27 protein-coding genes are annotated in these 25513 nt (G+C 68.9%); 18 read left to right on the forward strand and 9 right to left on the reverse strand.

Annotation, left to right across the window (positions count from 1 at the left end):
* Nucleotide 1 precedes the first annotated feature (1 nt).
* The gene (locus AU194_RS17255; protein WP_059090470.1) at nt 2-1351 is read right to left on the reverse strand and encodes a cytochrome P450; all 1350 of its coding nucleotides are present in this window, start codon (nt 1349-1351) and stop codon (nt 2-4) included.
* A 97-nt stretch (nt 1352-1448) separates the two neighbouring features.
* Here AU194_RS17255 and AU194_RS17260 point away from each other — a divergent pair, with 97 nt between their 5' ends.
* The gene (locus AU194_RS17260; RefSeq protein WP_059090471.1) at nt 1449-2042 is read left to right on the forward strand and encodes a TetR/AcrR family transcriptional regulator; all 594 of its coding nucleotides are present in this window, start codon (nt 1449-1451) and stop codon (nt 2040-2042) included.
* Here AU194_RS17260 and AU194_RS17265 read toward each other — a convergent pair.
* Nucleotides 2039-2608: a TetR/AcrR family transcriptional regulator gene (locus AU194_RS17265; protein WP_059090472.1), complete on the reverse strand. Its 570-nt coding sequence runs from the start codon at nt 2606-2608 to the stop codon at nt 2039-2041. The two genes, AU194_RS17260 and AU194_RS17265, sit on opposite strands and share 4 nt — an antisense overlap.
* Nucleotides 2609-2663: 55 nt before the next feature.
* Here AU194_RS17265 and AU194_RS17270 point away from each other — a divergent pair, with 55 nt between their 5' ends.
* On the forward strand, nt 2664-3335 hold the full coding sequence (locus AU194_RS17270) for a class I SAM-dependent methyltransferase (RefSeq protein WP_059090501.1): 672 nt from the start codon (nt 2664-2666) through the stop codon (nt 3333-3335).
* Nucleotides 3336-3413: 78 nt separating this feature from the next.
* On the opposite strand, the gene AU194_RS17275 is transcribed toward AU194_RS17270, so the two are convergent.
* The 4 genes from AU194_RS17275 to AU194_RS17290 all read right to left on the reverse strand — a co-directional run bounded on the left by AU194_RS17275 (nt 3414) and on the right by AU194_RS17290 (nt 7043).
* Complete coding sequence (locus AU194_RS17275; protein ID WP_059090473.1) at nt 3414-4484, reverse strand: prenyltransferase; 1071 nt, start codon at nt 4482-4484, stop codon at nt 3414-3416.
* Nucleotides 4471-5193 carry a class I SAM-dependent methyltransferase gene (locus tag AU194_RS17280; protein ID WP_059090474.1) on the reverse strand — a complete coding sequence of 241 codons (723 nt, stop codon included), beginning with the start codon at nt 5191-5193 and terminating at the stop codon, nt 4471-4473. The genes AU194_RS17275 and AU194_RS17280 overlap by 14 nt, the downstream gene beginning before the upstream one ends.
* Entirely contained in the window at nt 5180-6412 is a 1233-nt protein-coding gene (locus AU194_RS17285) for a glycosyltransferase family 4 protein (protein WP_059090475.1), read from the reverse strand. Before AU194_RS17285 ends, AU194_RS17280 begins: the two co-directional genes overlap by 14 nt.
* Before the next feature lie 166 nt (nt 6413-6578).
* Nucleotides 6579-7043 (reverse strand): PPOX class F420-dependent oxidoreductase, encoded by a 465-nt coding sequence (locus tag AU194_RS17290; protein WP_059090502.1) that lies wholly within the window; start codon nt 7041-7043, stop codon nt 6579-6581.
* A gap of 54 nt (nt 7044-7097) precedes the next feature.
* Between AU194_RS17290 and AU194_RS17295 the strand changes: the two genes are divergently transcribed.
* Nucleotides 7098-7400 carry a hypothetical protein gene (locus AU194_RS17295; RefSeq protein WP_059090476.1) on the forward strand — a complete coding sequence of 101 codons (303 nt, stop codon included), beginning with the start codon at nt 7098-7100 and terminating at the stop codon, nt 7398-7400.
* On the opposite strand, the gene AU194_RS17300 is transcribed toward AU194_RS17295, so the two are convergent.
* Nucleotides 7375-7701: a hypothetical protein gene (locus tag AU194_RS17300; protein WP_197417647.1), complete on the reverse strand. Its 327-nt coding sequence runs from the start codon at nt 7699-7701 to the stop codon at nt 7375-7377. The two genes, AU194_RS17295 and AU194_RS17300, sit on opposite strands and share 26 nt — an antisense overlap.
* Nucleotides 7702-7994: 293 nt before the next feature.
* Between AU194_RS17300 and AU194_RS17305 the strand changes: the two genes are divergently transcribed.
* From AU194_RS17305 to glgX, 11 genes are all read left to right on the forward strand, one after another.
* A complete protein-coding gene (locus AU194_RS17305) occupies nt 7995-8243 on the forward strand; it encodes a hypothetical protein (protein ID WP_059090477.1) in 249 nt (82 codons plus the stop codon).
* A 106-nt stretch (nt 8244-8349) separates the two neighbouring features.
* Complete coding sequence (locus tag AU194_RS17310; protein WP_059090478.1) at nt 8350-9741, forward strand: acyl-CoA dehydrogenase family protein; 1392 nt, start codon at nt 8350-8352, stop codon at nt 9739-9741.
* A gap of 13 nt (nt 9742-9754) precedes the next feature.
* Entirely contained in the window at nt 9755-10552 is a 798-nt protein-coding gene (locus AU194_RS17315; protein WP_059090479.1) for a DUF427 domain-containing protein, read from the forward strand.
* Nucleotides 10553-10603: 51 nt separating this feature from the next.
* Nucleotides 10604-11782: a zinc-dependent alcohol dehydrogenase gene (locus AU194_RS17320; RefSeq protein ID WP_059090480.1), complete on the forward strand. Its 1179-nt coding sequence runs from the start codon at nt 10604-10606 to the stop codon at nt 11780-11782.
* A gap of 173 nt (nt 11783-11955) precedes the next feature.
* On the forward strand, nt 11956-13806 hold the full coding sequence (locus AU194_RS17325; protein ID WP_197417648.1) for a hypothetical protein: 1851 nt from the start codon (nt 11956-11958) through the stop codon (nt 13804-13806).
* Nucleotides 13803-13964: a hypothetical protein gene (locus AU194_RS32235; protein WP_197417649.1), complete on the forward strand. Its 162-nt coding sequence runs from the start codon at nt 13803-13805 to the stop codon at nt 13962-13964. Before AU194_RS17325 ends, AU194_RS32235 begins: the two co-directional genes overlap by 4 nt.
* Nucleotides 13961-14383 carry a hypothetical protein gene (locus AU194_RS17330; protein ID WP_059090481.1) on the forward strand — a complete coding sequence of 141 codons (423 nt, stop codon included), beginning with the start codon at nt 13961-13963 and terminating at the stop codon, nt 14381-14383. Before AU194_RS32235 ends, AU194_RS17330 begins: the two co-directional genes overlap by 4 nt.
* The gene (locus AU194_RS17335) at nt 14380-15717 is read left to right on the forward strand and encodes a hypothetical protein (RefSeq protein WP_059090482.1); all 1338 of its coding nucleotides are present in this window, start codon (nt 14380-14382) and stop codon (nt 15715-15717) included. Before AU194_RS17330 ends, AU194_RS17335 begins: the two co-directional genes overlap by 4 nt.
* Before the next feature lie 28 nt (nt 15718-15745).
* On the forward strand, nt 15746-16417 hold the full coding sequence (locus AU194_RS17340; RefSeq protein WP_059090483.1) for an ANTAR domain-containing protein: 672 nt from the start codon (nt 15746-15748) through the stop codon (nt 16415-16417).
* 27 nt (nt 16418-16444) lie between these two features.
* The gene (locus AU194_RS17345) at nt 16445-17008 is read left to right on the forward strand and encodes a nicotinamidase (protein WP_059090484.1); all 564 of its coding nucleotides are present in this window, start codon (nt 16445-16447) and stop codon (nt 17006-17008) included.
* A 45-nt stretch (nt 17009-17053) separates the two neighbouring features.
* Nucleotides 17054-19225 (forward strand): glycogen debranching protein GlgX, encoded by a 2172-nt coding sequence (gene glgX / locus AU194_RS17350; protein WP_157576164.1) that lies wholly within the window; start codon nt 17054-17056, stop codon nt 19223-19225.
* 82 nt (nt 19226-19307) lie between these two features.
* Here glgX and AU194_RS17355 read toward each other — a convergent pair whose 3' ends face one another.
* Nucleotides 19308-19703 carry a hypothetical protein gene (locus AU194_RS17355; RefSeq protein ID WP_059090486.1) on the reverse strand — a complete coding sequence of 132 codons (396 nt, stop codon included), beginning with the start codon at nt 19701-19703 and terminating at the stop codon, nt 19308-19310.
* Nucleotides 19704-19843: 140 nt separating this feature from the next.
* On the opposite strand from AU194_RS17355, the gene AU194_RS17360 reads away from it, so the two are divergent.
* The 4 genes from AU194_RS17360 to AU194_RS17375 all read left to right on the forward strand — a co-directional run bounded on the left by AU194_RS17360 (nt 19844) and on the right by AU194_RS17375 (nt 24129).
* Nucleotides 19844-20398 carry a TetR/AcrR family transcriptional regulator gene (locus tag AU194_RS17360; protein ID WP_082698696.1) on the forward strand — a complete coding sequence of 185 codons (555 nt, stop codon included), beginning with the start codon at nt 19844-19846 and terminating at the stop codon, nt 20396-20398.
* Between the two features lie 37 nt (nt 20399-20435).
* Complete coding sequence (locus AU194_RS17365; protein ID WP_059090488.1) at nt 20436-21764, forward strand: DUF2254 domain-containing protein; 1329 nt, start codon at nt 20436-20438, stop codon at nt 21762-21764.
* A gap of 90 nt (nt 21765-21854) precedes the next feature.
* Nucleotides 21855-23015 carry an acyl-CoA dehydrogenase family protein gene (locus tag AU194_RS17370; protein ID WP_059090489.1) on the forward strand — a complete coding sequence of 387 codons (1161 nt, stop codon included), beginning with the start codon at nt 21855-21857 and terminating at the stop codon, nt 23013-23015.
* A gap of 7 nt (nt 23016-23022) precedes the next feature.
* A complete protein-coding gene (locus AU194_RS17375) occupies nt 23023-24129 on the forward strand; it encodes an acyl-CoA dehydrogenase family protein (protein ID WP_059090490.1) in 1107 nt (368 codons plus the stop codon).
* A gap of 75 nt (nt 24130-24204) precedes the next feature.
* On the opposite strand, the gene AU194_RS17380 is transcribed toward AU194_RS17375, so the two are convergent.
* Nucleotides 24205-25506 carry a hypothetical protein gene (locus AU194_RS17380; RefSeq protein WP_059090491.1) on the reverse strand — a complete coding sequence of 434 codons (1302 nt, stop codon included), beginning with the start codon at nt 25504-25506 and terminating at the stop codon, nt 24205-24207.
* Nucleotides 25507-25513 lie beyond the last annotated feature (7 nt).

The raw sequence follows: 25513 nt of genomic DNA on the forward strand, positions 1-25513 counted from the left end.
TTCAGGCCAGCGGCTGGGGCCGGCGGCGCAGGGTGACCTGCCCGCCGGCCTTCGGCGTATAGGCCACCCCGCGGGAGTGCACCTTCTCCCCCGGCGCCGTGGTCGTCTCGATCGCGAAGTGCCGCAACACCGTTCGCAGCACGATGTCCATCTCCACGTTCGCGAACACCGCACCGATGCAGCGGCGGGTACCTCCGCCGAACGGCACATGGGCCAGCGGGGAGGGGCGAGCCCCGACAAACCGTTCGGGCGAGAACCGCTCCGGGTCCGCGTAGTCGGAGGCGTGTTCGTGGATCTCCGAGAGAGCGACGACGATCGAATACCCCCGCGGGATCACCCACTCGCCGAGTTCGAAGGTCGGCGCGTAGACGTGGCGGCCCGCGAAGTCGATGACGGTGCGGTTGCGCTGCACCTCGAAGATCGTGGCCTGCCGGTAGGAGTTGTCGTCGGTCGCCGCTTCGGCTTCCAGTTCGGCGAGCACCTCGGGGTGGCGGCTGATCCGCTCGAAGGCCCAGCCGAGTGTCGACGCCGTCGTCTCGTGACCGGCGGCCAGCAGCGTGAGCAGTTCGTCGGCGATCTCGCGGCGCGTCATCTCCGTACCGTCTTCGTAGGTGCTGCGCAGCAGCAGCGCGAGCACGTCGTCGCGTTCGTCGAACCGCGGATCGCGCCGGATCTCGTCGATCAGCCGGTCGATCACCGCGTCGTACTGCCTGCGGTATGCGGCGAGCCGGCCCCACGGCGTCCACCGCCCGAATGTGCGGGACGGGCTCGGGACCACCGCGAGGCGCGAGCCCAGCGTCACCCACGGCGGGATGATGCGGCGCAGTTCGTCGAGTTTCTCACCGTCGGCGCCGAACACCGCCCGCAGGATCACGTTGAGCGTGATCCGCATCATCGGCTCCAGCGTCTCGAACGGCCGCCCGTCGGGCCAGTTCGCCGATTCGCGGAGGGTCTCCTCCTCGAAGAGCTTCTCGTAGTTCTTCACGCTCTTGCCGTGCAGCGGCGGGGTGAGCAGCTTGCGGCGCCGCTTGTGTTCGGCACCGTCGAGGGCGAACACCGAACCCGGCCCCAGCACGCGGCTCAGGTTGGGCTGGATGTTGCCGACGGCGTCGGTCGGGGCCATGAACACCTGTTTGGCCAGTTGCGGGTCGGCGACGATGACCGTGCGGCCGAACATCGGGATGTGCAGCGTGAACGCCGGTCCGTGCCGGCGGGCCATCCAGGACACCAGTTGGCGGCGGGCGGCGCCGTAGGCGAGGCCCTGCAGCGGCATCGGGGCGCGCAGGGCGGGCGGCAGGTGCGCCGCCCGGGGGCTCGGGGTGGGGACTTCAGCGATCATTGCTTCACTCATGGCACTCCAGCCGGTTGGCGGTACTGCGGTGTACCGGAAACTTGTGAGGTACGGTACCGGCCGGTACCAGGAGGCGCAAGGGTTGCGGGGAGGTGGGATGGCTTCGGCGGAGCACGACGGGACTCTTTCCGACGGCTTCCGCGGCCGGTTGCTCGACGGGCTGGCGGCCTCGATCGCCGAGCGCGGATACCGCGACACCACGGTTGCCGACATCGTCCGGCACGCCCGCACCTCCAAACGCACCTTCTACGACCGGTTCGCCACGAAGGAGGAGTGTTTCGTCGAACTCCTGCGCGCCAACAACGATGCACTGATCGCGCGGATCACCGCCGCGGTGGATCCGGAGGCCGCGTGGGACGAGCAGATCCGCTGCGCCGTCGGCGCGTACGTCGACCACATCTCCGCACGGCCCGCGATCACGTTGAGCTGGATCCGCGAACTGCCCGCCCTCGGCGCCCAGGCCACCCCGCTGCACCGCTGGGCGATCGACCGGCTCGCCGACATGCTCGTCGCGCTGACCAGCAGCCCGGGGTTCCGCCGGTCCGGGCGCGCCCCGCTGAGTCGCCCGCTGGCCGTGGTGCTGCTGGGCGGGCTTCGGGAGCTGACGGCGCTGATCTTCGAGGACGGCCGCGACGTGCACGAGCTCTTCGACCCCGCCGTCGCGGCGTCGACGGCGCTGGTGGGCGGTTAGCGCAGCAGCAGCCGCGCCGAACGCTCCAGCCGCTGCGTCATGTCGTCGTAGGACGAGTAACCCATCCCGGCCCACACCAGCGCACCGACGTAGAGCAGCTCGAGCGCCTCGACCGCGTCGAAGTCGACCGGCGCTCCCAGCGCGTTCACCAGCCGGTCGCGCACATCGCGTCCGATGCGCTGCCGCAGCACCTCGACGTCGGGGTCCTTGCCGAGCAGGGCGTTGGTCACCGCACCGGCGAACTCCGGCTCGTCGGCCACCAGCAGCGCGATGTCGCGCAGCACCTCCACCACCCGGGTGGCGGGGTCGGCCGACGTGTGCTCAGCCGGCGGCGCCGCGGCCAGTCTGCGCCAGAACAACTCGGCGACGAGATGCTCTTTGGAGGAAAAGTAGGTATAGGCCGTCGCCGCCCCGACCCCGGCTTCGGCGGCGACGCGCCGCACGGTCATCCCGGCGAAACCGTCACGGTTGAGGATGTCGACCGCGGCGCGTCCCAGCCGGTCCACGGTGTCGGCTTGTTTCGCGGTCAGGCGGCGCCGAGTCGACTCCAGCGTCGGATCGGACACATGTCCGGACGCTACTACAACGCCGCATGGCCAGCAACGGCTAAGTTGGATGACCATGAGCCTCACCGACACTGATCTCCCGCCCCGCGCCGCGCGGCTGTTCGCGCTCGCCGACGAGGCCGTCGGCTTCATGCCGGCCGACGAGGGACGCACGCTGTACGACACCGCGATCCGCTACCTCGGCGACGGGATCGGCGTCGAAATCGGTACCTACTGCGGCAAGTCCACGCTGATGCTGGGCGCGGCGGCGCAGGAGACCGGCGGTGTGGTCTACACCGTCGACCACCACCACGGCTCCGAGGAACACCAGCCCGGCTGGGAGTACCACGACACCACCATGGTCGACCCCGTCACCGGGCGCTTCGACACCCTGCCCACCATGCGCCACACCCTCGACGCCGCCGACCTCGAGGACCACGTCGTCGCGGTGGTCGGCCGCTCACCGGTGGTGGCCCGCGGATGGCGAACGCCGTTGCGGCTCTTGTTCATCGACGGCGGTCACACCGAGGAGGCCGCGCAGCGCGACTTCGAGGGCTGGGCCAGGTGGGTGGAACCCGGCGGTGCACTGATCATCCACGACGTGTTCCCGAATCCCGACGAGGGCGGACAGGCGCCGTTCCACATCTACCAGCGCGCGCTGGGCACCGGGGCGTTCCGCGAGGTCACCGTGACCGGATCCATGCGGGTGCTGGAACGCACTGCGGGACAGGCCGGCTCGCTGGAGTGAACAGCGGTCGCTGACTCTGCGCTCACGGCGCCATTGTGCGAGTGGCGACCGCCGTGGGCGCAGAGTCAACGCCAGAAGTCAGCGGTCGCTGACGGCGCAGGCGCAGTCGAACTCGTCTTCGAGGCCGCGCGGGAGATCCGCACCGCGGAAGATCCCGCTGCCCGGCGTCGCGCCGGTCAGCGCGTCCGCGGCCAGGATGACCGCGGCCCCGGTCCACGTGGTGCGTTCCTCCGGCCAGCGCTTGCCGTCGGCGAAAACCAGTCCGGTCCAATAGGATCCGTCCGCCTCCCGCAGGTGGTGCATGGCGGCGAACTGCTGGTGCGCCCGCACCCGGTCACCGATGGCGTCGAGCGCCATCACCAGCTCGCAGGTCTCGGCGCCGGTGACCCAGGGCCGGTCGTCGACACACCGGATGCCGAGGTCCGGAACGACGAAATCGTGCCAGCGGTCGTCGATCCGGGCCCGGGCGGCCGGGCCGCGCAGCGCACCGCAGAGCACCGGGTAGTACCACTCCATCGCGTGCCGGTCCTTCGGCACGAACGAGCCGGGATGCGCGACGATCGCGTGGCCCAACCGGCCGACGGCGACCTCCCATTCGGGCTGCGGTTCGCCGATGTAGTCGGCGAGTGCGAGCGCGCACCGCATGCTGTGGTGGATGCTCGCGCACCCGGTCAGCAGGGCCTCGGGGATGGGACCGGATTCGCTTTGCGCCCAGGAGATCTCACCGTTGGGGCGCTGCAGACCGAGGACGAAGTCGACGGCCTTGGACACCACGGGCCACATGGCCTCGGCGAAGGAGCGGTCACCGGTGATCAGCAGATGATGCCAGACGCCCGCAGCGATGTAGGCGCAGAAGTTGCTGTCGCTGTTGGCGTCCTCGATCACGCCGTTGCGGAACTGGATCGGCCAGGACCCGTCGGGCCGCTGCGTGGTGCGGCACCAGTCGTAGGCAGCGCGCGCCGGTTCCAGCAGACCCGCGACGGTCAGCGCCATCGCGGACTCGACGTGGTCCCAGGGGTCGGTGTGCCCGCCGCGGAACCACGGAATCGCGCCTGAGGACTCCTGTTCGGCGGCAATGGACTCCGCGGTCTGCCGACACTGGGCCGGGGTGAAGACGCCGGGGATCCCGGGCAGCTCAGCCGCGGACATCCGGCTTCTCGAAGTAGAGGGCGACGCTCTTGCCGATCAGCGGGTTGAGCAGTTCCTCCCCGCGGCGGGTCAGCCAAGGCGCCGAGATCATGTCCCACACCAGCAGCTTGTGGTACGCCGCGACGGCGGGGTGGTCGTTCTTCTCCGTTCCCACAGCGCATTTGAGCCACCAGAACGGTGAATGCAGGGCGTGGGCGTGGTGGCTGTGGGTGAACCGCATCCCGCGGTCGGTCACCTTGTCGCGCAGTTCGTCGGCCTTGTAGATCCGGATGTGGCCGCCCTCGTTGGCGTGGTACTCGTCCGACAGCAGCCAGCAGATCCGCTCGGGCAGCCAGCGCGGCACGGTGATCGCGAGCTTTCCGCCGGGCTTGAGCACCCGCACCAGTTCACCGATCGCGACGGTGTCCTGCGGGACGTGTTCGAGGATCTCCGAGGCGATCACACAGTCGAACGTGCCGTCGGCATACGGCAGATCGAGCGCATCACCCTTGACCGCTTCGGCTTTCGCCGACGCCGGCACCTCGCCCTGAGCCTTCATCGCCTGCAGGATCTCGTCGACGTCGTTGAGGTCCTGGGCGTTCTGGTCGAAGCCGATCACGTCGGCCCCGCGCCGGTACGCCTCGAACGTGTGCCTGCCCGCACCGCAGCCGACGTCGATCACCTTGGTGCCCGGCCCGACTCCCAGCCGGTCGAAATCAACGGTCAGCATGTGCCATCGCCTTCTTGTAGACCGAAACCGTCTGCGCGGCAACTGATTCCCAGCTGAACACGTCGAGCGCACGACGGCGGCCCGCCGCTCCCAGCCGGTGCCGGGTGGCGGGCGAGTCCAGCAGCTCGCCGAGTGCGGCGGTGAGTTCGTCGACGTCACCGGGCGCCACCAGGCGAGCGCACTCGTCGTTCTCGCCGACCACCTCGGGCAGCGCCCCCGCGCGGCTGGCCACGATCGGTGTCCCGCTGGCCATCGCCTCCACCGCGGGCAGCGAGAAACCCTCGTACAGCGACGGGATGCAGGCGACCTCGGCGGATGCGAGCAGCGCCGCGAGTTCCTCGTCGGACAGCCCGCTCGAACTGTGCACGATGTCGGAGATGCCGAGTTCGGCGATCAGCTTCTCGGTCGGCCCGTTGGGCTCGAGCTTCGAGACCAGCTGCACGTCGAGGTTGCGCTCGACCCGTAGCCGCGCCACCGCGTGCAGCAGGTGACTGACACCCTTGAGCGGTACGTCGGCGCTGGCGATGGCGATGATGCGGCCGCTCACCCGGTGCTCGGCGGGCCGGAACAGTTCGGTGTTCACCCCGAGCGGGACGACGTGCAACTGCTCGGGTGCGACGCCGAAGTCCTCGGCGATGTCGTTGGCCGACGACGACGAGACGGTGAGCAGTTCCGGAATCCGGCGGGCGACTTTCTTCTGCATCTCGGCGAAGGCGTACCAGCGGCGCACCAGCGGTTTGCGCCACCAGCGCGCGGCCGCCACGTCGACCACCTTGTCGCGGGTGATCGGGTGGTGCACGGTGGCCACCACCGGCAGCCCCATGTCCGCGATCTTCAGCAGGTCGGTGCCGAGGCTCTGGTTGTCGTGGACGACGTCGAAGTCGCCGCGCCGCCCGGCCAGCAGGCGAGCCACGCGCATCGTGAACGTCTTGGGTTCGGGGAACGCGGCGGTCCACGTCGTCAGCAGTTCCAGCAGGTCGATGCGGTCCCGGATCTCACTGGGGCGCGGCACCCGGAACGGATCGGGTTCGCGGTAGAGGTCGAGGCTGGGCACCTTCGTCAGCCGAACCCGCGGATCGAGGCCTTCGGGGTAGGGCTGGCCGGAGAACACCTCGACGTCGTGACCGAGGTCGGCGAGCCCGCGGCTGAGGTGGCGGACGTAGACCCCCTGGCCGCCGCAGTGCGTTTTGCTGCGGTAGGACAGCAATGCGATACGCATACTCAGATCGATCCGAGGCTGGGCCGCGTGGCGCTGAGCTGGTCGAATCGATTCACGCAGAGACTCCGAACCTTCTGGACATGTGTCCAGACTATAGTTTGACGTGCTAGGCGACGCAATGCGTCCGCAGGTGCCTGACTATCACAACGACACCGGCATGTCCTGTTCAGCCGTCGGCGGGCGGCGGGAAACCACCGGTGGCGACCGGTCCCCACCGGGTGGGGGTGAGCCGGATCAGACACTTGCCCTGGTCGACCATCGCTCGGCGGTATTCGTCCCAGTCCGGGTGTTCGCCCGCGATCGCGCGGTAGTAGTCGACCAGCGCGTCGACCGCCTCGGGCAGGCCGACCACCTCCGCATCGCCGTCCACCTGGACGTACGGCCCGTTGAACTCGTCGGAGAGCACGGTCACGCTGGCCCGGCCCGCCCGCCGGATGTTCGCGGTCTTGGCGCGCTGCGGATAGCTCGCGATCACGATCCGCCCCGACTCGTCCACGCCGCCGGTGACCGGCGAACTCTGCAGTGTGCCGTCGGCACGGAAGGTGGTGAGCACCATCTTGTGCCGGGACCGCACGAACTCGAGCAGGTCATCGCGGTCGACGCTGTCGGCGGTCGCATACCTCGGGGACATGGAGTCCACGATATCGGCGCCGACTTGTCACCCACCCCCGCTAACGTGTCGAACATGAGTTCGATACGAGATCAGGTCATGGATGCGATGGACACCGTCGAGGTGCTGTCGGGGCAGCTCAGCGCGCTGCCAGTGGCCGGCTTGAGCCGGGCGGACGCCCAGTCCGCACTGCTCCGCCTCGGCCGGCTGCGCGAACAGGTGCATGAGGTGGAACGTCGGCTGACCGGCCGGCTCGTCACCATCGGCGGCCCGTCCCACCGGACCCCTGCCGAGGTGCTGGCCCAGCGGCTGCGTATCTCTCCCGGCGAGGCGCAGCGCCGCATCGATGCCGTCACCGAGGATCCATCTGCCGCTTGAGCACCCACGCGGGCACCCAGTGGGTGACCGATTTGCGCTGCGCGCCGTAGGCGATGTCGTAGGTGACCAGGCCCCACCAGTAGCCCTGTTCGCACATCCCCCAACACGTCAGGCGCCCCTCCACGACGGCGTGCATCTGCAGCCCGGCCGGGTTGTAACCGCCGTGCCGGTGCGGTTCCCGGGGAAACAGCACCCCGAGGTCCACCAATACCGGCACCGGCGGATCCACCCGCCGGAACGGCGGCGGTACCGGCTGCCCGTTGTAGCCGATCCCCTGCAAATCGCCCACGAGTTCGATCATACGTTCGAACGCCGCCGCCCGCGCCGTCGGTCCGCACTCGTTTGCGAGTGCAGATCACGACCTGTCCACATTACGAAGCTGTGCTATCCGAGCAAAAGAATGAACCAAAACATCCTGCCACTCGTCAATCAATTACTGCCAGTGGAATTAAATCGTTGACCAGCGGGTTTACCAGTGCAGACCGGAACGGAGGGCCCCCGGAACGGTCACCGAAGACGTTCGAACCGCGACGAATCCACGCCAGTGGCCACACGGCTCGCACGCACACCTTGAGGGATAGAAAGAAGCAGGACATGAACAAGATCGGATTCGCCACCATCGTCGCCGGCGCCGTCGCCACCGGGTTCCTCGGCCTGGCCACCCCTGCACAGGCCGCCCCGGCCGGCCCGGGCAACGCCCAGAACGCGATCGAGCAGCTCGACGACCGCGGCTACGCAATTCGGGTGACCCACCAGGGCATGGTCAAGCCGCTCGACCAGTCCAAGATCGTCTCGGTGCGTTACGACAACGACGACCGCATCGTCTGGGTCACCGTCCGCTGATCCGAACACCTACGAGGGGCGTCCCGACACGGGGCGCCCCTCGTTTCATGTTTGCGCACGCAAACGTTGGTTTCACCCCGCCGATCACCGGTTATCCGAACGTTCGATGACCTTCGACCTGAGACCCACGCTCGCGCAGCATGATCTCGCGCGGCGCACGCATGAGTTCGCGGAGCAGTGCATCCGCCCGGTGGCGCTCGAATACGACCAGCGCCAGGAGTTCCCGTGGCCCGTGCTGGAGGAGGCCGCCCAGCGGGGGTTCTACAGTCCGCTGTTCTACCGCGACCTGATCGGCGACCCGACCGGACTGTCGCTGCCCATGTTCATGGAGGAACTGTTCTGGGGCTGCGCGGGGATCGGCCTCGCGATCGTCATGCCCGCCCTGGCGCTGTCGGCGATCGGACAGGCCGCCTCCCCCGAACAGATGCTGCAGTGGGCGCCAGAGTGCTTCGGGACGCCGGGCGATCTCAAACTCGCCGCGCTGGCGATTTCCGAACCCGAGGGCGGCAGCGATGTGCGCAACCTGCGCACCACCGCGACGCGCGATGGTGACGACTGGATCATCGACGGCCACAAGATGTGGATCGGCAACGGCGGCATCGCGAACGTCCACGTCGTCAACGCCGTCGTCGACCAGGAGCTCGGCCACAAAGGGCAGGCACTGTTCATCGTTCCCGGCGGCACACCCGGCCTGGAGCTGGTGCGCAAACTCGACAAGCTCGGCTGTCGCGCCTCCCACACTGCGGAGCTGAGGTTCGACGGCGTGCGCATCCCCGGCGAGAACCTGCTCGGCGGACAGGAGAAGCTCGAGCACAAACTCGCCAAGGCGCGCGAAGCCGCTGAAGGATTGGCGGGTGGGGCGTCCAGATCTTCGGCCGCGTTGGGCACCTTCGAGCAGACCCGTCCGATGGTCGCCGCCCAGGCGCTCGGAATCGCCCGCGCCGCACTGGAATACATGACCGAGTACGCCAACCGGCGGGAGGCGTTCGGCGCGCCGATCATCGACAACCAGGGCATCTCGTTCCCGATGGCCGATCTGGCCACCCAGATCGACGCCGCGCGGCTGCTCACCTGGCGCGCCTCCTGGATGGCCGCCACCGGTGTGCCCTTCGACCGGGGTGAGGGGTCGATGTCGAAGCTGGCGGCCAGCGAGGTCGCGGTGAAGGCGACCGAACGGGCCATCCAGACGATGGGCGGCTGGGGTTACATCACCGACCACCCCGTCGAGAAGTGGTACCGCGACGCCAAGCTCTACACGATCTTCGAGGGCACCAGCGAGATCCAGCGCATGGTGATCTCCCGCGCCCTCGGCGCCGCCGACGGCGCCCCTCCGCTGCACGTCGACCTCGAACCGAGCGGCGGTCCGCTCAACCGCTACTTCGGCCGCGGCACCGTACTGCGCGGCCGCGCCGCCGACACCGCGCTCGGCGCCAAGGACCGGGTGCCGGAATCGGTGATGCGGCTGGCGATGAAGGTGCTCAAACCACCGCGCAAGTGACGCAGGAGGCCGGATGGCCCAGCAGATGAGCGGCGTCCTCGGCGCCGCATTCGACGCGTTGCGCTACGAGCCGACACCGAAACGGATCCGCGTGGCGCTGGCCGGGGAACCGGTCGCCGACACCGACCGGGCCCGGCTGGTGTGGGAGCCGCGCCGTATCGTGCCGACCTACGCCGTCCCGCTCGATGCGCTGACCGCCCACCTGGTTCCCGCCGGCGCCGAATCGGCGGCCGAAGAGGACGGCCAACGCATGCTCGACCCGACCGTGCCGTTCACCGCGCACTCGTGCGACGGCACCACATACGACGTGGTGGCCGGTGAGGAGACCGGCGCGGGCGCCGCGTTCCGGCCGGCCGACCCCGACTTCGCCGACTTTGTGGTGCTCGACTTCGCCGTCTTCGGGTGGCGCGAGGAATCCGAACCCGTGGTCAGCCACCCGCACGATCCGTTCCACCGCATCGACGTCCTGCGCAGCGACCGCCATGTGCGCGTCGAGTACGACGGACGGGTACTCGCGGAGTCGTCGCGGCCGCTGCTGCTGTTCGAGACCAACCTGCCGATGCGCTGCTACCTGCCCGCCGACGACGTCGGCGAGTTGGCCCCGAGCGACACGGTGTCCTACTGCGCCTACAAGGGCCGCGCGTCGTACTACTCGGTGCCCGACGGACCGCGCGACGTCGCCTGGACCTACCGCGACCCGCTGCACGACGGCGCCCCCGTGCGCGACCACATCTGCTTCTTCGACGAACGCGTCGACGTCGTCGTCGACGGTGTGCGCGCCGAGCGGCCCGTCACCCAGTGGAGCGTTTGATCGGAATCGGCGTGGGCACGCTCTGACTCGACATCTACTCGAGGAGGACGCATGCGCGCAGTGACCTGGCAGGGACGCCGGAAGGTCTCGGTCGACAACGTGCCCGATCCGGTGATCAAGGAGCCGACGGACGCCATCATCCGGGTCACCAGCACCAACATCTGCGGATCCGATCTGCACCTGTACGAAGTGCTCACCGCGTTCATGAACCCCGGAGACATCATCGGCCACGAGGCCATGGGCGTGGTCGAAGAGACAGGTCCAGCAGTGGGCACCTTGGAGGTCGGCGACCGCGTGGTGATCCCGTTCAACATCTCGTGCGGCAGCTGTTGGATGTGCGATCACGGGCTGCAGAGCCAGTGCGAGACCACGCAGAATCGCGACCAGGGCACGGGCGCGGCGCTGTTCGGCTACTCCACCCTCTACGGCGAGGTGGCCGGCGGCCAGGCCGAGTACCTGCGGGTGCCGCAGGCGCAGTACACCCACATCAAGGTCCCCCACGACGGGCCCGACGAGCGTTACGTCTACCTGTCCGACGTGCTGCCGACCGCCTGGCAGGCCGTCGAGTACGCGCAGATCCCCGACGGCGGCACCGTGGTGGTGCTCGGGCTCGGGCCGATCGGTTCGATGGCGTGCCGCATCGCCGCCCACCACAACAACTGCCGGGTGATCGGCGTCGACCTCGTGAAAGAGCGTCTCGACCGGGCCCGGCCGTACTGCGAAGAGGTCATCGATCTGCGCAGCCAGGACGTCAACGCCGTGGTCGCCGACCTCACCGAAGGTCGCGGCGCGGACTCGGTGATCGACGCCGTCGGCATGGAGGCGCACGGCTCGCCCATCGCCGAGGTGGCGCATACCGCGGCCGGATTCCTGCCGTCCCCGATCGGGCGCGTGGTCATGAAGAACGCCGGGATCGACCGGCTCGCGGCATTGAACTCGGCGATCTCGCTGGCCCGGCGCGGCGGCACGATCTCGCTGTCGGGGGTGTACGGCGGCGCGGCCGATCCGATCAACATGATGACGCTGTTCGACAAGCAGCTGACCATGCGGATGGGGCAGGCCAACGTCAAACGCTGGGTGCCCGACATCCTGCCGCTGCTGACCGCCGAGGATCCGCTGGGCGTCGAGAACTTCGCCACGCACCGGCTGCCGCTCGCCGAGGCGCCCGGCGCGTACGAGACCTTCCAGAAGAAGCAGGACGGCATGGTGAAGGTGGTGCTCACCCCCTAGCGACACGCCGGGTGATTGACGAACGGCGCCGTGGGGTACGTCACCCGCGTGCGTCGGATGTGCCGTACGCCAAGTGGCCCGGGGGTACGTAAAATACCCGGTACCCCTGGTTTCACCTTGGAGATTCTGGCAACATTACCGAACAGTAAGTTCCGTCCGTCCAAACCCGGGAGATGACAGTGGAGTTCTTCGGCGAGGTTTCCGGCGTCTCGGTGCTGGCGCAGGGTGACGAGGGCGGCGGCACCGCCATCCATGAGGTCATCGGCCTGTCGGTTGCCGCGGTGATCGTCAGCGCAATCCTCCTTTACATCGGCTACCTGCACCGCAACCACAAGATCAGCTGGTTGACGAAGCTGGCCGACTGGTCGGGCCGACGATTCAAACGGCCGCCGTGGGTGGCGCTGCCGATCGCGATGTTCATCGCCTCGATCATCTGCGCGCTGTTCGGCTTCATCTGGGACGTCAGCCTGCACATCGGAAACGGACGCGACGACGGTGCGCTGGCGAACCCTGCGCATTACTTCATCCTCATCGGCCTGTTCGGCATCTTCGTCGCCGGGTGCACCGCCATGGTGCTGCCCTTCGACCGTCCGGGCCCGGCGGCGGTCCGCATCACCGACCACTGGTACGCGCCGGTCGGCGGCCTCGTGATGGCCGGTTGCGGTCTCTACGCGCTGATGGGCTTTCCGCTCGACGACATCTGGCACCGCATCTTCGGCCAGGACGTCACGCTGTGGGGGCCGACGCACCTGATGATGATCGGCGGCGCCGGCTTCTCCACCCTGGCGGCGCTCTACCTCGAACACGAAGGACGCAGGGACCGGCCCGCCGACGCCCCGGCCGACGGTATCGGGCTGAAGTTCGTGCAGTACCTGGCCTTTGCCGGCGTCCTGATCGGCGCATCGGTCTACCAGATCGAGTTCGACTTCGGGGTGCCGCAGTTCCGGCAGGTGTTCCAGCCGATGCTGATCGCAGCGGCCGCGGGTCTGGCGCTGGTCGGCGCACGGATCTTCATGGGTCGCGGCGCGGCGCTGATCGCCGCGATCATCGCGGTCGGCCTGCGCGGGATCGTCGCCTTCGCGGTGGCCCCGGTGCTCGACGCGCCGGTCAACTGGTTCGCGCTCTACCTCGGCGCCGCGGTCGTCGTCGAACTCCTCGCACTCACCCCGTTGATCAAACGGCCCGTGCTGTTCGGCCTGGTGGCCGGGCTCGGGATCGGCACCGTCGGCCTGTGGCTGGAGTCGTTGTGGATCAACGCCGTGTACCACCTCCCCTGGCCGACGAGCTTCTGGCCGGAGGCGCTGGCGATGTCCATTCCGGTCGCGGTGCTCACCGGCGCCTGCGGCGCGATGGTCGGCATGGTGCTCACCGGTCAACGCCTGCCCCGCCGGGCGATCGGCGTCGGGCTGGTCACCCTGACCGTCGTCGCCATCGGTGCGGCCGCCGCCAACGGGCTGCAGTACAAGGTGCCCGAGAACGCCACCGCCGCGGTCACTTTGACCGAGGCCCCCGCGGTCGACGGCGCACGGTTCGTGACCGCCGACGTCCGGTTCAACCCGCCCGACGTGGTCAGCGACGACCCGAACTGGGTCTCGGTGCTCGGCTGGCAGGGCGGTCTACCCAACGAGCGCGGTCAGTTCGTCGACAACCTCGAGAAGGTCGGCCCGGGCCACTACGTGTCGACCCAGCCGATGCCGGTGTCGGGCACCTGGAAGACGCTGCTGCGCGTGCACGACGGCAAGACGCTGGCGGCCGTGCCGATCTACCTCGCCGGTGATCCCGGCATCGGCGCGCAGGAAGTGCCCGCCGAACCGCAGTTCACCCGCCCGATGGTCTCGGAGATCACGATCCTGCAGCGTGAGCGCAGCCCCGACATCCCGCAGTCGCTGTGGCTGATCGGGTGCCTGGTGGTGTTGGTCTGCACGCTGACGATGATCGCCGGCATCACCTGGGGTGGCGGCCGGATCAACAACAGCGAGCCGAGCGGGAGCGAGGCCGAACTGCAACCGTCGGCCCAGGCATGACCGTGACACCGGACGTCCAGCTCCTCGCCGACCATCCGATCTGGATCGCCGTGCCGGCCTTCGCGCCCGCCTTCGTGGTGGCCGGGGTGGTCGTCTACATTGCCGCCAAGAATCGCCGCAAGGGCGGCGACACCCCCGACGGAGAAGGGAACCCGTGACTCGACGCACCGGATCAGTCCTCATCGCGACCGTGGCGGCTCTGACGCTCGCCGCCTGCGGCGGCACCCAGGACAGCGAGGAGGCGTCGAGCCCGAATCCGTCCGCGTCGACGATCAGCCCGTCGGACATGACCGACCAGCAGCGGCCCGCCGACCGGCTCACCATCGACGTCAGCATCGAGGGCGGCACCGTCACCCCGACCAACGCGCGGCTGCAGGGCAAGGTCGGTGAACCGATAGTGTTGCGCGTCAACAGCGACGCCGCCGACGAACTGCATGTGCACTCCGTGCCCGAGCACACCTTCAAGGTGGAGCCCAAGGACGGGCAGCAGTTCCAGTTCACCGCGGAGGTGCCGGGCAACATCGACATCGAGCTGCACGAGCTCAACCGCGTGATCGCCAGCGTGCAAGTGCAGTGACTCCCGGCGCGCAGGTCACGGTCCTCGCGCACGGTCTCGGCGGGTCCACGGATCTGCCGATCCCCTACACCTATGCGCTGCTCGGTGCGGCGTGGGCGCTCACCGCGACCTTCGCCGTGGTCGCGCTCGCCTGGCGCAAACCGCGCTTCGACGAGACCCGTCCAGGACGGGCGCTGCCGCCCTGGGTGACCGCCGCCGTCGACGCGCCGGTGACCCGCTGGATCCTTGCGCTGCTCGCACTGGCGGTCACCGTGTGGGTGGCACTCGCCGCGTTCTTCGGTCCGCAGAACGCCGAGAACCCGCTGCCCGGCGTGTTCTACGTGCTCATGTGGGTCGGCTTGGTCGCGGTGTCGTGGGCGATCGGACCGGTGTGGCGGGCGATCTCGCCGGTGCGCGCCCTGTACCGGGTCCTGGGTCTGCGCCGCCGCGGCGACCGGCGCCAGTATCTGGTGCGGCTCGGATACTGGCCCGCGGCGTTCGGGTTGTTCGCGTTCGTCTGGCTGGAGCTCGCCAGCCCCGATCCGGGTTCGGTGCCCGCCATCCGCACCTGGCTGCTGATCTACCTCGGCGTGACGTTCGCAGGCGCCCTGTGGTTCGGGGAGCGGTGGTGCGCGCGCGCCGACCCGTTCGAGGTGTACGGCGTCGTCGCGTCCCGGCTGTCGCTGTTCCGGCGCCAACCCGATACGGGCCGGATCGCCATCGGCAACCCGTTCGACCATCTGCCGACGCTTCCGGTGCGGCCGGGCACCGTCGCGGTGCTGTCGGTACTGCTCGGGTCGACGGCCTTCGACAGCTTCTCGGCGATGCCGGTGTGGCGCAATTTCGTCGACTCGACCGCCACCGGACCGTGGACGGCGACGCTGCTCAAGACCGCCGGGCTGGCACTGTTCGCTCTGGTCGTCTTCGCGACGTTCACCGCCGCGGCGATGGCCACCGGCGGGGTGGACCGGGCGCGGCGGCGCGAGCTACCCGGCCTGATGGCGCATTCGCTGATCCCGATCGTGATCGGCTACGTCTTCGCCCACTACCTCACCTACCTGGTCGAACGCGGTCAGCAGACGGTGATCCTGCTGGCCGACCCGATGCAGCGCGGCTGGAACGTCCTCGGCATCGGCAATCTCGAGGTGAGCTATCTGCTCTCGATGCACCCGTCGGTGCTCGCGACGCTCAAGGTGGCGTTCGTGGTCGCCGGGCACATGGCCGGCGTGGTCGCCGCACACGACCGCGCGCTGCGGCTGTTGCCCAAGACCAACCAGATCACCGGACAGCTCGCGATGATGCTGGTGATGGTCGGCTACACCTTCATGGGGCTGTACTTACTATTCGGTGGCTGAGGTCACATCGCGGGGTTACTGTGGCAGGGTGCCGCCCGAAGAGACGCTGGAGCGGGCGCTGGCCGGTGGATCCCCCCAGAACGTCGGATGGTTCTGCTACCACTTCGCCGACGAACGCTGGGAGTGGTCCGACCCGGTGTACCTGATGCACGGGTACCAGCCGGGGTCCGTCGCTCCCACCACCGACCTGGTGCTCGCCCACAAACACCCCGACGACTACGTCTCCGTGGCCGCCACCCTCGACGACATCCGCCGCACCCGGCGGACGTTCAGCACCCGCCATCGGATCATCGACACCCACAACGGCATCCACGACGTCGTCGTGATCGCCGACCGGCTGGTCGACGAGACCGGCGAGATCGTCGGCACCCAGGGCTTCTACGTCGACGTCACCCCCACCCGCCGGGAGGACTCCTCCCGGGAGATGGCGGCGGCCACCGCGGCGGCGATGGTCGAACACCGCGCAGCGATCGAACGCGCCAAGGGCATGCTCATGCTCGTCTACCGCGTCGACGCGGTGGCCGCGTTCGAACTGCTCAAATGGCGCGCCGCCGAGGCCGGGGTGAAGCTGCGCACCTTCGCCGAACGGTTGCTCGCCGACTTCACCGCCCTCTACTACGAGGACACGCTGCCGCCCCGCTCGGCGTTCGACCACCTCCTGCTGACCGTGCACCACCGGGTCCGCGCTGCAGGTGTGTGACCGCCCGGGCGGCGCTACCGTGACGCTATGCGCGCGCTCATCGTCGTCGACGTCCAGAACGACTTCTGCGAAGGCGGCTCACTGGCGGTGACCGGCGGCGCCTCGGTCGCCGGCCGTATCAACGAGCTGATCGGCACGGGCGGTTACGCCCACGTCGTCGCGACCAAGGACTTCCACATCGACCCGGGTGAGCACTTCTCCGACACCCCGGACTACCGGGTGTCGTGGCCGCGGCACTGCGTCGCGGGCACCGACGGCGCCGAATTCCACCCGGACCTCGACCCGTCGCCGTTCGAGGCGGTGTTCACCAAGGGCGAGTACTCGGCGGCCTACAGCGGTTTCGAGGGCAGCGACGCCGCCGGTACGCCGCTGGCGGACTGGTTGCGTCAGCGCGGCGTCGACGCGGTCGACGTCGTGGGCATCGCCACCGACTACTGCGTACGCGCCACCGGCGCCGACGCGGCCGCGGCGGGCTTGCGCACCCGGGTGCTGCTCGACCACACCGCGGGCGTCGCCGAGGAGTCGACCGCCGAGGCGGTCGAGGCGCTGCGCAGCGGCGGTGTGACGGTCGTCGGGGCGGGTGCATCGTAAGGCGCCAAATGGGTATAGCTCGGGGACAGTGGGATCACCCGATCCATGGAACAAGCGTCAGGAGCGTGCACTTTGGCCGCAGCCCCCAACCCGAACGTCCCGTCTGAGATCTGGCCCGGTAAGGCCTACCCCCTCGGTGCGACGTATGACGGTTTCGGCACCAACTTCGCGTTGTTCAGCGAGGCCGCCGACCGCGTGGAGCTGTGCCTGTTCGACGCCGACGGCAACCAGACCGCGTGCTTCACGCTGCCCGAGGTCGACGGCTTCGTCTGGCACGGATTCATCCCGAACATCGAACCCGGCCAGCGCTACGGCTACCGCGTGCACGGCGCCTACGATCCGGCCAACGGTCAGCGGTGCAATCCGAACAAGCTGCTGCTCGACCCCTACGCGAAGGCCATCGACGGCACCTTCGACTGGGGCCAGCCACTGTTCAGCTACAACTTCGGCGATCCGGACAGCCGCAACGACGAGGACTCGGCGCCGCACATGCCGAAATCGGTGGTCATCAACCCCTACTTCGACTGGGGGGTGGACCGGCCGCCGAACCACGAGTACGCCGACACCGTCATCTACGAGGCCCACGTCAGAGGTCTCACCCAGACTCATCCCGACATCCCCGAGCAGATCCGCGGCACCTACTCCGCGGTGTCGCACCCGGTGATCATCGAGCACCTGAAATCGCTCGGCATCAACGCGATCGAGCTGATGCCGGTGCATCACTTCGCCAACGACTCGACGCTCGTCGACAAGGGGCTGTCGAACTACTGGGGCTACAACACCATCGGCTTCCTGGCGCCGGACTCGAAGTACAGCTCGAGCCCCACGCCAGGCGGTCAGGTGCAGGAGTTCAAGGCGATGGTGCGCACGCTGCACGAGGAGGGCATCGAGGTCATCCTCGACGTGGTCTACAACCACACCGCCGAGGGCAACCACATGGGCCCGACGCTGTCGTTCCGCGGGATCGACAACGCCGCCTACTACCGCCTCGTCGACGACGACAAGCGCTACTACATGGACTACACCGGCACCGGCAACAGCCTCAACGTCGGCCATCCGCACGCCCTGCAGCTGATCATGGATTCGCTGCGCTACTGGGTCACCGAGATGCACGTCGACGGGTTCCGGTTCGACCTGGCCTCGACGCTGGCCCGCGAGTTCTACGACGTCGACCGACTGGCGACGTTCTTCGAACTCGTGCAGCAGGATCCGATCGTGTCGCAGGTCAAGCTGATCGCCGAACCGTGGGACGTCGGGCCGGGCGGCTACCAGGTCGGCAACTTCCCGCCGCAGTGGACGGAGTGGAACGGCAAGTACCGCGACACCGTGCGCGACTACTGGCGCGGCGAATCGGCCACCCTCGACGAGTTCGCGTCGCGGCTGACCGGATCGTCGGACCTCTACGAGCACACCGCGCGCAGGCCCGTCGCGTCGATCAACTTCGTCATCGCCCACGACGGGTTCACGCTGCGGGATCTGGTGTCCTACAACGAGAAACACAACGAGGCCAACGGCGAGGACAACAACGACGGCGAGAGTCACAACCGGTCCTGGAACTGCGGGGTCGAGGGGCCGACCGACGATCCCGAGGTCAACGCCCTGCGCAGCCGTCAGCAGCGCAACTTCCTGACCACGCTGATGCTGTCCCAGGGTGTGCCGATGATCTGTCACGGCGACGAGTTGGGCCGCACCCAGCAGGGCAACAACAACGTCTACTGCCAGGACAACGAGCTGTCGTGGATCGACTGGGCCAGCGCGGACACCGAGCTGATCGCGTTCACCCAGAAGGTCTCCGAACTGCGCGCCTCGCACCCGGTGTTCCGCCGCAGGCGGTTCTTCTCCGGCCGCCCGGTGCGTCAGCGCGGCGCCCCCGGCCTACCCGACATCGCGTGGTTCGCCCCCGACGGTTCGGAGATGACCGACGAGGACTGGGACAGCGGCTTCGCCAAGTCGATCGGGGTGTACCTCAACGGTCAGGGCATCCCGGATCTGGACGTCCGCGGCCAGCGCGTCACCGACGACTCGTTCCTGCTGTGCTTCAACGCCCACCACGAGCCGCTCGAATTCGCCATGCCCGCACAGGAATTCGCGCGGGCCTGGCAACCGGTGGTGAACACCGCCGACGACGATGACGACCGCGATTCGGTGACCGCGGGCGCCAAGATCGACGTCGCCGCCCGCTCGGTGCTGGTCCTGCAGGCGGTCAACGAACCGTAAGAGCCGACGACGAGACTGCGGTCAGATCGCGAACCTCGACGGATTCGTGATCTGACCGCAGTCTCGGCGTATGGGCGAAGAGTTATTCGACGACGGTGAAGAAGGAGTCGCCGTCCTCGGGGGTGCCGCTGACCTGGCCGGCGTCGGTGCCGTGGTGGTCGGGCTCGAGGGTGTCGACCTGGTCCTCGGGCAGCGGCTCCACCTCACCCGCGGGTGCGGAGTCATCGGCGGGTGCGGCGCCTGCCGCCTGATCCGGGACCTCGGCGGCCAGCTTGTCGTCGAGCGATTCCCCGCCGCCCACCTCACCGCGGGGCAGCTGATCGGACCGGTTGGCCTCGCTCCAGTCGTCCGGCGGATCGACGACGTTGTCGCCGTCGTCGTTGCGGACGTCGTCGGCGTCGAGCCCCTCCATCGGGCGCAGGGTGTCGCCGGGGCCGTCCACGTCGTTGGCGGAGTCGAAGTCGATGTTGTCGCTCATGTCGGCCGATTGCCCCGCCACCCTGGGCACTAAACCTGATGCGACGGCCGCGACACCGCCTCACGAGCGCCATACCAGCAGGTAGGGTACGTTTGCTGAAAGCCGAGTGGGGCGGGTCCGCGCCACCGTATGCTGCGGGCATGGCGACCGACCGCGACGGCCCGACATCGCTGGACGACTGGATCGACGCGGGGTTCGCCCTTCTGGCCGAAGGCGGCACCAACGCCCTGCGGATCAGCGGGCTGTGCGACCGGCTCAGCGTCACCAAGGGCAGCTTCTACTGGCACTTCACCGACATCCAGGCCTACCGCGCCACGCTGGTGGAGGCGTGGGGTGAGATCCGCGACCGGGAACGCCGCCGCTTCGCCACCATGGCCGACGTCGCCCCGCGCGAGCGGCTGCGGGTGATGATGGAGACCCTGGTCAACCCGTCGCACTGGGCCGTGGAGCGGGTGATGCGGACCTGGGCGATCGCCGACGAGAAGGTCGCCGACAAGGTGCGCCGAAGCGATCTGCGGGTGCTCGCCGCGCTGCGCCAGGCGTTCCTCGACGACGGGTTCGCCGCCGAGGAGGCGGCGCTGCGCTCGACCGTGATGTTCTCCGCCGGCGTCGGTCTGCTGCACGCCGCCGACCCCGGTCGAAGCGCACCCGCCGCGGTGCGCGAACAGTTCCTGGAGTTCATGCTGCGGCGTTAGCCGGGTTAGCTCGCGCGCCAGTGGCTACCCTCCGGCCATGCCGAAACGCCCCTCCGGCGGGAGCAGGCTGCGCAGGGAAGCGGCGCTCTACCGCTTCCGGGAGAGCCTCTTCGCCCTGCCGGCGCTCATCGTCGTCGCCGGGTTCGCCAGCGCGGTCGCGCTGCTGGTGATCGACCGCATGTTCCGCAGCGACCGCTGGGGGCTGCCCGTCGCACTGCAGATGCGGCCGGGCGCCGCCCAGGAGCTCCTCGCGGTCCTCGCCGGTGCGACGATCACCACCGCGGGGGTGGTCTTCTCACTGACCGTCGTCAGCCTGCAACTGGCCAGCCAGCAGTTCTCCCCGCGCGTCCTGCGCACCTTCATCGCCGACCGGCCGGCCCAGGCGGTCATCGGGCTGCTCGTGGCCACGTTCGTCTACTGCGTGGTGGTGTTGTGGGAGGTGCGCGACGACGACGTCACCGCCCCGGTACTGGCCACCGGCGCCGCCGTCGTCATCGCGGTGAGCACGGTCCTGGCGATCATCGCCTTCCTCGACCACCTCGCCCGTGGGCTGCAGGTCGGCGAGGTGCTGCGACGGGTTTCCGAGGAGAGCGAGGTCGTGCTGGCCCAACTCACCCGGGAGGAACGCCGCGAGCGGGAGCATCCCGACGTCGACGTCTCGACGCTCGGCAGGGCACACGAGGTGTTCGCCCCTCGCGACGGCTGGGTGACGCAGGCTTCGCTCGACGAACTGTTCAAGGCCATCCCCGAGGGCGGCATCCTGCGGTTGGAGACGCGCGTCGGCGCCTACATCAGCGAGGGACAGGTCCTCGCCCGGGTGTGGCCGCCGGATGAGGCACGCGATCTGAACGCCCGCATCGCGGCCGCGGTGTACGTCGGCGACGTCCGCACCATGCAGGAGGACCTGGACTTCGGCCTGCGGCAGCTGGTCGACATCGGGCTGCGCGCGCTCAGCCCCGCGATCAACGACCCGAGTACCGCGATCGAAGTGGTGCTGCGCGTGGGCAGCACGATCCGGCGCCTGCTCCTGGCCGGGGAGGCGCCGACGGCGCTGTCCGGCCCGGGCGACCGCGTCCTGCTCCGGCCGTGGGACCTGTCGTTCGACGAGTACGTCGGCCATGCGTTCGACCAACTGCGGTTCCACGGCTCACGGGAACCCGAGGTCGCCGCCGCGCTGGTCCGCACCCTCAACATGCTGATCGCGTCCGCCGAGGACGCCGACATGCCCGCCCGTATCCCCCCGCTCGTCGCGCAACACGACCTGGTGCTGGCCGCAGTCGAACGCCACGAGCACTGGCTTCCTCAGGAACGAGAGCGGCTCCGCGCGATCGCCGATGTCCGCACCGACCCCGCCGAACACCGCTGACCCCCGGCTATTACTGACCGGTAGCCGTCCCGACCAACCGGTGAGTTAGTGTGCAGGGAAGGCCCTCAGTCACCGATCAGGGAGTCACACATGCAGCTGGCGCTGACCGAAGAGGAAGCCGCCTTCCGCGACGAGCTTCGTACCTTCTACCGCACGCAGATCCCCGAGGAGATCCGCGAACGGTCCCGGCGGGGCGGCGAGATCAACAAGGACGACCTCGTCACCACGCACAAGATCCTCAACGACCACGGCCTGGCCGTGCCGAACTGGCCGGTGGAGTGGGGCGGTAAGGACTGGACGCCGGTCCAGCACCAGATCTGGCTCGACGAGATGCAGCTGGCCTGCGTGCCCGAACCGCTCACCTTCAACGCCAAGATGATCGGCCCGGTCATCGCCGAGTTCGGCAGCCAGGAGATGAAGCAGCGGTTCCTGCCGCCGACGGCGGCACTGGACATCTGGTGGTGCCAGGGCTTCTCGGAGCCGGAGGCCGGCTCCGACCTGGCGTCGCTGCGCACCACCGCGGTGCGCGACGGGGACACCTACATCGTCAACGGCCAGAAGACCTGGACCACGCTCGGCCAGCACGCCGACTGGATCTTCAACCTGGTCCGCACTGATCCGCAGGCGCCCAAGCGTCAGGCCGGCATCTCGATGCTGCTGATGGACATGAACACCCCGGGCATCACGCTGCGCCCGATCAAGCTGATCGACGGCAGCTACGAGGTCAACGAGGTGTTCTTCGAGGACGTCCGGGTGCCCGCCGACCAGCTCGTCGGCGAGGAGAACAAGGGCTGGAGCTACGCGAAGTTCCTGCTCGGCAACGAACGCACCGGCATCACCCAGGTCGGCCGGACCAAGGTCAAACTCGCCGAGGTCAAGGCGCGCGCCAAGGAGTCGGGTCTGATCGACGATCCGTTGTTCGCCGCTCGGCTCGCCGAGGCGGAGAACGACGTCATCGCCCTCGAGCTGACCCAGATGCGGGTGGCCTCGGGTTCGGCCGACGGCCAGCCCAACCCGGCGTCGTCGGTGCTGAAGCTGCGCGGCAGCCAGTTGCAGCAGCTGGCCACCGAACTGCTCGTCGAGGTCGCCGGACCCGACGCGCTGCCGTTCGGCGCCGGTGCCGACCTCGCCTCGCCCGAGTGGGCCCAGCGCAGCGCGCCGACCTACCTCAACTACCGCAAGACGTCGATCTACGGCGGCAGCAACGAGGTCCAGCGCACCATCATCGCGTCGACCATTCTCGGATTGTGAGGTAGTCATGGATTTCGACTTCACCGACGAGCAGGAACTGCTCCGCGACACCAGCCGCGACGTGCTCGCGCGCACCTACGACATCGAGACCCGGCTCAAGGTCGTCGACTCCGACCTGGGCTGGAGCCGCGATGTGTGGAATCAGCTCGCCGAGATCGGCATCCTCGGACTCGGTTTCGAGGAGGACGCGGGCGGTCAGCTCGAGATCATGGTGGTGGCCACCGAGATCGGCCGCCGGCTGGCGCCCGAGCCGGTGCTGTCGGCCGCGCTCGGCCCAGGCGCCGTCATCGCCGAACTCGGCAGCGACGAGCAGAAGCAGCTCCTCGACGAGGTGGCCTCAGGGCAGCGGCTGCTCGCCTTCGCCCACACCGAACCCGGTATGCGCGGCGCCGGTACGAAACTCACGACAACCGCTGCGCAGCAAGGGGATTCGTGGACGCTCACCGGCCGTAAGAATCCGGTGATCGCCGGGGACAGCGCCGACACGCTCGTCGTCAGCGCCGCACTGCCCGACGGCGGCGCAGGCCTGTTCCTCGTGGACGGCTCGGCGGTCTCGCGTAAACCGTTCCGCACCTTCGACGGTCAGCGCGGCGCGGAGATCGACCTCGACGGGGTGGCCGCCACTCCGTTGGGCGCAGGCGGCGACGCCGGCGAGACCATCTCCCGCGCGGTGGTGCGGCTGCAGTCGGCGCTGTGCGCCGAGGCGCTCGGCGCGATGGAGGAGGCGCTGCGCCTGACCACCGACTACCTCAAGACCCGTAAGCAGTTCGGTGTCACGCTCAGCAAGTTCCAGACGCTGACCCAGCGCGCCGCCGACATGTACGTCTCGCTCGAACTCGCGCGCAGCATGACGTTCTACGCGGCCATGTCGATCGCCGACGGCAACTTCGACCCGGCGATCGCCGCGCGGGCGAAGCTGCAGATCAGCCGGTCCGCCCGGCACATCGCGCAGGAGGCGATCCAGTTGCACGGCGGTATCGGCGTCACCGCCGAGTACCCCGTCGGCCACTACGCGGCCCGGTTGACCGCGATCGAGCACACGCTCGGTTCGGCACAGGATCAGCTGCATGTGCTGATCGACGGCCTGGGCGGCTACGAGGTCGTCACCGTCTAGTTCCTGCGCCGAGCAGACACAGAATCGCGTGGAAACCCCCGTTTCCACGCGATTCTGTGTCTGGTCGGCGAGATGTCAGCCCTCGACGAGGCGGGCGATCGAGCGCATCGGGATCGGCAGCCACGTCGGCCGGTACCGGGCCTCGTACCCCGCCTCGTAGACGGCCTTGTCGAGTTCGTAGGCGGCCAGCACGTCGGCCCCGTCCCGGGGGTCGTTACCCGCGGCCGCGGCGTACCCGTCGCAGAACGCGGTCACGTTGCGCTGCACCCATTCCCGCGCCCGCTCGGCGAGCCCGTCGTCGGCGCTGTCACCGCGCTCGATCAACCGCTGGTAAGCCGCGTACTCGTAGGAGCGCAGCATGCCGGCGACGTCGCGCAGCGGTGAGTCGGGGCGGCGGCGGTCCTCGAGCGGTTGGCCCGGTTCGCCCTCGAAGTCGATGAGCAGCCAGCGCTGCGGGGTGCGCAACACCTGACCGAGGTGCAGATCCCCGTGCATGCGGTGCACGGTGATGTCGGCCTCGGCGAGCTTGCGGTAGCGCTCCTCGATCAGCGGTACGTAGGGCCGCAGTTCGGACACCGCGGCGGCGACGGTGCGCAACCGCTCGAGCACGGTGTCGGCGGGGAACGGCGCGCTGGAGGTGCCCAGTTCGGTGGCCAGCGTCGCGTGGACGGACGCGACGGCCTCACCGAGGCGGTGGGAGTCCGCGACGAACCCGTGCTTCCCCTCGACGGCGCCGTCGAGTACGGCGGTCGCGTCGGCCAGCGCCATGTCCCACCCCTCGGTGGAACCCGCGGCGAATTCGGCGACCATGCCCAGCGCGTAGGGCTCCCCGTCGACGGTGGTGTCGAACGAGCCGAGCAACCGGGCCACGTGGTCGTTGCCTGCCCGGCCGAGCACCCGGTTGAGCTCGATGTCGGGGTTGATGCCCGGCGTGATGCGCCGGAACACCTTGAGCATGGCCTCCTTGCCGAAGATCACGCTGGTGTTGCTCTGTTCGGCGCTCGACACCTTCGGGGTCGCGTCCAGCGGCAGGCTCACCCCGGGTTCCTTGACGAACCGGATGTCCCCGACGGTGGCCGAGCCGTCGATCAGGTCCAGGAGGTGGCGCGCCGAGGCCGGGTCGAACAGCGCGTCGTAGGCCGCGCGGCCGCCGTCGTTGCCGAGGTATGCGCGGTCCTGCGGGTCGTCCTCGCTGCTCCACCGCACGATCACCTGATAGCGCTCAGGGGCGCCCGCGGCGAAGTTCGCGTCGATCAGGACCAGGTCCAGGTCATCGCGCAGCGCGACCTCGACCACGGGCGTGACGGAGACCAGGTCGCGGCTGCGGCCGGCGTACCACCGCTGTTGCGGCAGCCATCGGTCGAACGGGAGGTTCATCGGTGCT

It is taken from the genome of Mycobacterium sp. GA-2829 (genome assembly GCF_001499965.1).
GTDB lineage: Bacteria > Actinomycetota > Actinomycetes > Mycobacteriales > Mycobacteriaceae > Mycobacterium.

Coding starts and splice junctions, on each gene's coding strand:
- AU194_RS17360 (WP_082698696.1), top strand. CDS start 19,844: ATGGCGACCGACCGCGACGGCCCGACATCGCTGGACGACTGGATCGAC.
- AU194_RS17255 (WP_059090470.1), bottom strand. CDS start 1,351: ATGAGTGAAGCAATGATCGCTGAAGTCCCCACCCCGAGCCCCCGGGCG.
- AU194_RS17280 (WP_059090474.1), bottom strand. CDS start 5,193: ATGCTGACCGTTGATTTCGACCGGCTGGGAGTCGGGCCGGGCACCAAG.
- AU194_RS17275 (WP_059090473.1), bottom strand. CDS start 4,484: ATGTCCGCGGCTGAGCTGCCCGGGATCCCCGGCGTCTTCACCCCGGCC.
- AU194_RS17345 (WP_059090484.1), top strand. CDS start 16,445: ATGCGCGCGCTCATCGTCGTCGACGTCCAGAACGACTTCTGCGAAGGC.
- AU194_RS17310 (WP_059090478.1), top strand. CDS start 8,350: ATGACCTTCGACCTGAGACCCACGCTCGCGCAGCATGATCTCGCGCGG.
- AU194_RS17370 (WP_059090489.1), top strand. CDS start 21,855: ATGCAGCTGGCGCTGACCGAAGAGGAAGCCGCCTTCCGCGACGAGCTT.
- AU194_RS17290 (WP_059090502.1), bottom strand. CDS start 7,043: ATGTCCCCGAGGTATGCGACCGCCGACAGCGTCGACCGCGATGACCTG.
- AU194_RS17315 (WP_059090479.1), top strand. CDS start 9,755: ATGGCCCAGCAGATGAGCGGCGTCCTCGGCGCCGCATTCGACGCGTTG.
- AU194_RS17285 (WP_059090475.1), bottom strand. CDS start 6,412: ATGCGTATCGCATTGCTGTCCTACCGCAGCAAAACGCACTGCGGCGGC.
- AU194_RS32235 (WP_197417649.1), top strand. CDS start 13,803: ATGACCGTGACACCGGACGTCCAGCTCCTCGCCGACCATCCGATCTGG.
- AU194_RS17260 (WP_059090471.1), top strand. CDS start 1,449: ATGGCTTCGGCGGAGCACGACGGGACTCTTTCCGACGGCTTCCGCGGC.
- glgX (WP_157576164.1), top strand. CDS start 17,054: ATGGAACAAGCGTCAGGAGCGTGCACTTTGGCCGCAGCCCCCAACCCG.
- AU194_RS17305 (WP_059090477.1), top strand. CDS start 7,995: ATGAACAAGATCGGATTCGCCACCATCGTCGCCGGCGCCGTCGCCACC.
- AU194_RS17295 (WP_059090476.1), top strand. CDS start 7,098: ATGAGTTCGATACGAGATCAGGTCATGGATGCGATGGACACCGTCGAG.
- AU194_RS17380 (WP_059090491.1), bottom strand. CDS start 25,506: ATGAACCTCCCGTTCGACCGATGGCTGCCGCAACAGCGGTGGTACGCC.
- AU194_RS17270 (WP_059090501.1), top strand. CDS start 2,664: ATGAGCCTCACCGACACTGATCTCCCGCCCCGCGCCGCGCGGCTGTTC.
- AU194_RS17375 (WP_059090490.1), top strand. CDS start 23,023: ATGGATTTCGACTTCACCGACGAGCAGGAACTGCTCCGCGACACCAGC.
- AU194_RS17300 (WP_197417647.1), bottom strand. CDS start 7,701: ATGATCGAACTCGTGGGCGATTTGCAGGGGATCGGCTACAACGGGCAG.
- AU194_RS17355 (WP_059090486.1), bottom strand. CDS start 19,703: ATGAGCGACAACATCGACTTCGACTCCGCCAACGACGTGGACGGCCCC.
- AU194_RS17325 (WP_197417648.1), top strand. CDS start 11,956: ATGACAGTGGAGTTCTTCGGCGAGGTTTCCGGCGTCTCGGTGCTGGCG.
- AU194_RS17365 (WP_059090488.1), top strand. CDS start 20,436: ATGCCGAAACGCCCCTCCGGCGGGAGCAGGCTGCGCAGGGAAGCGGCG.
- AU194_RS17320 (WP_059090480.1), top strand. CDS start 10,604: ATGCGCGCAGTGACCTGGCAGGGACGCCGGAAGGTCTCGGTCGACAAC.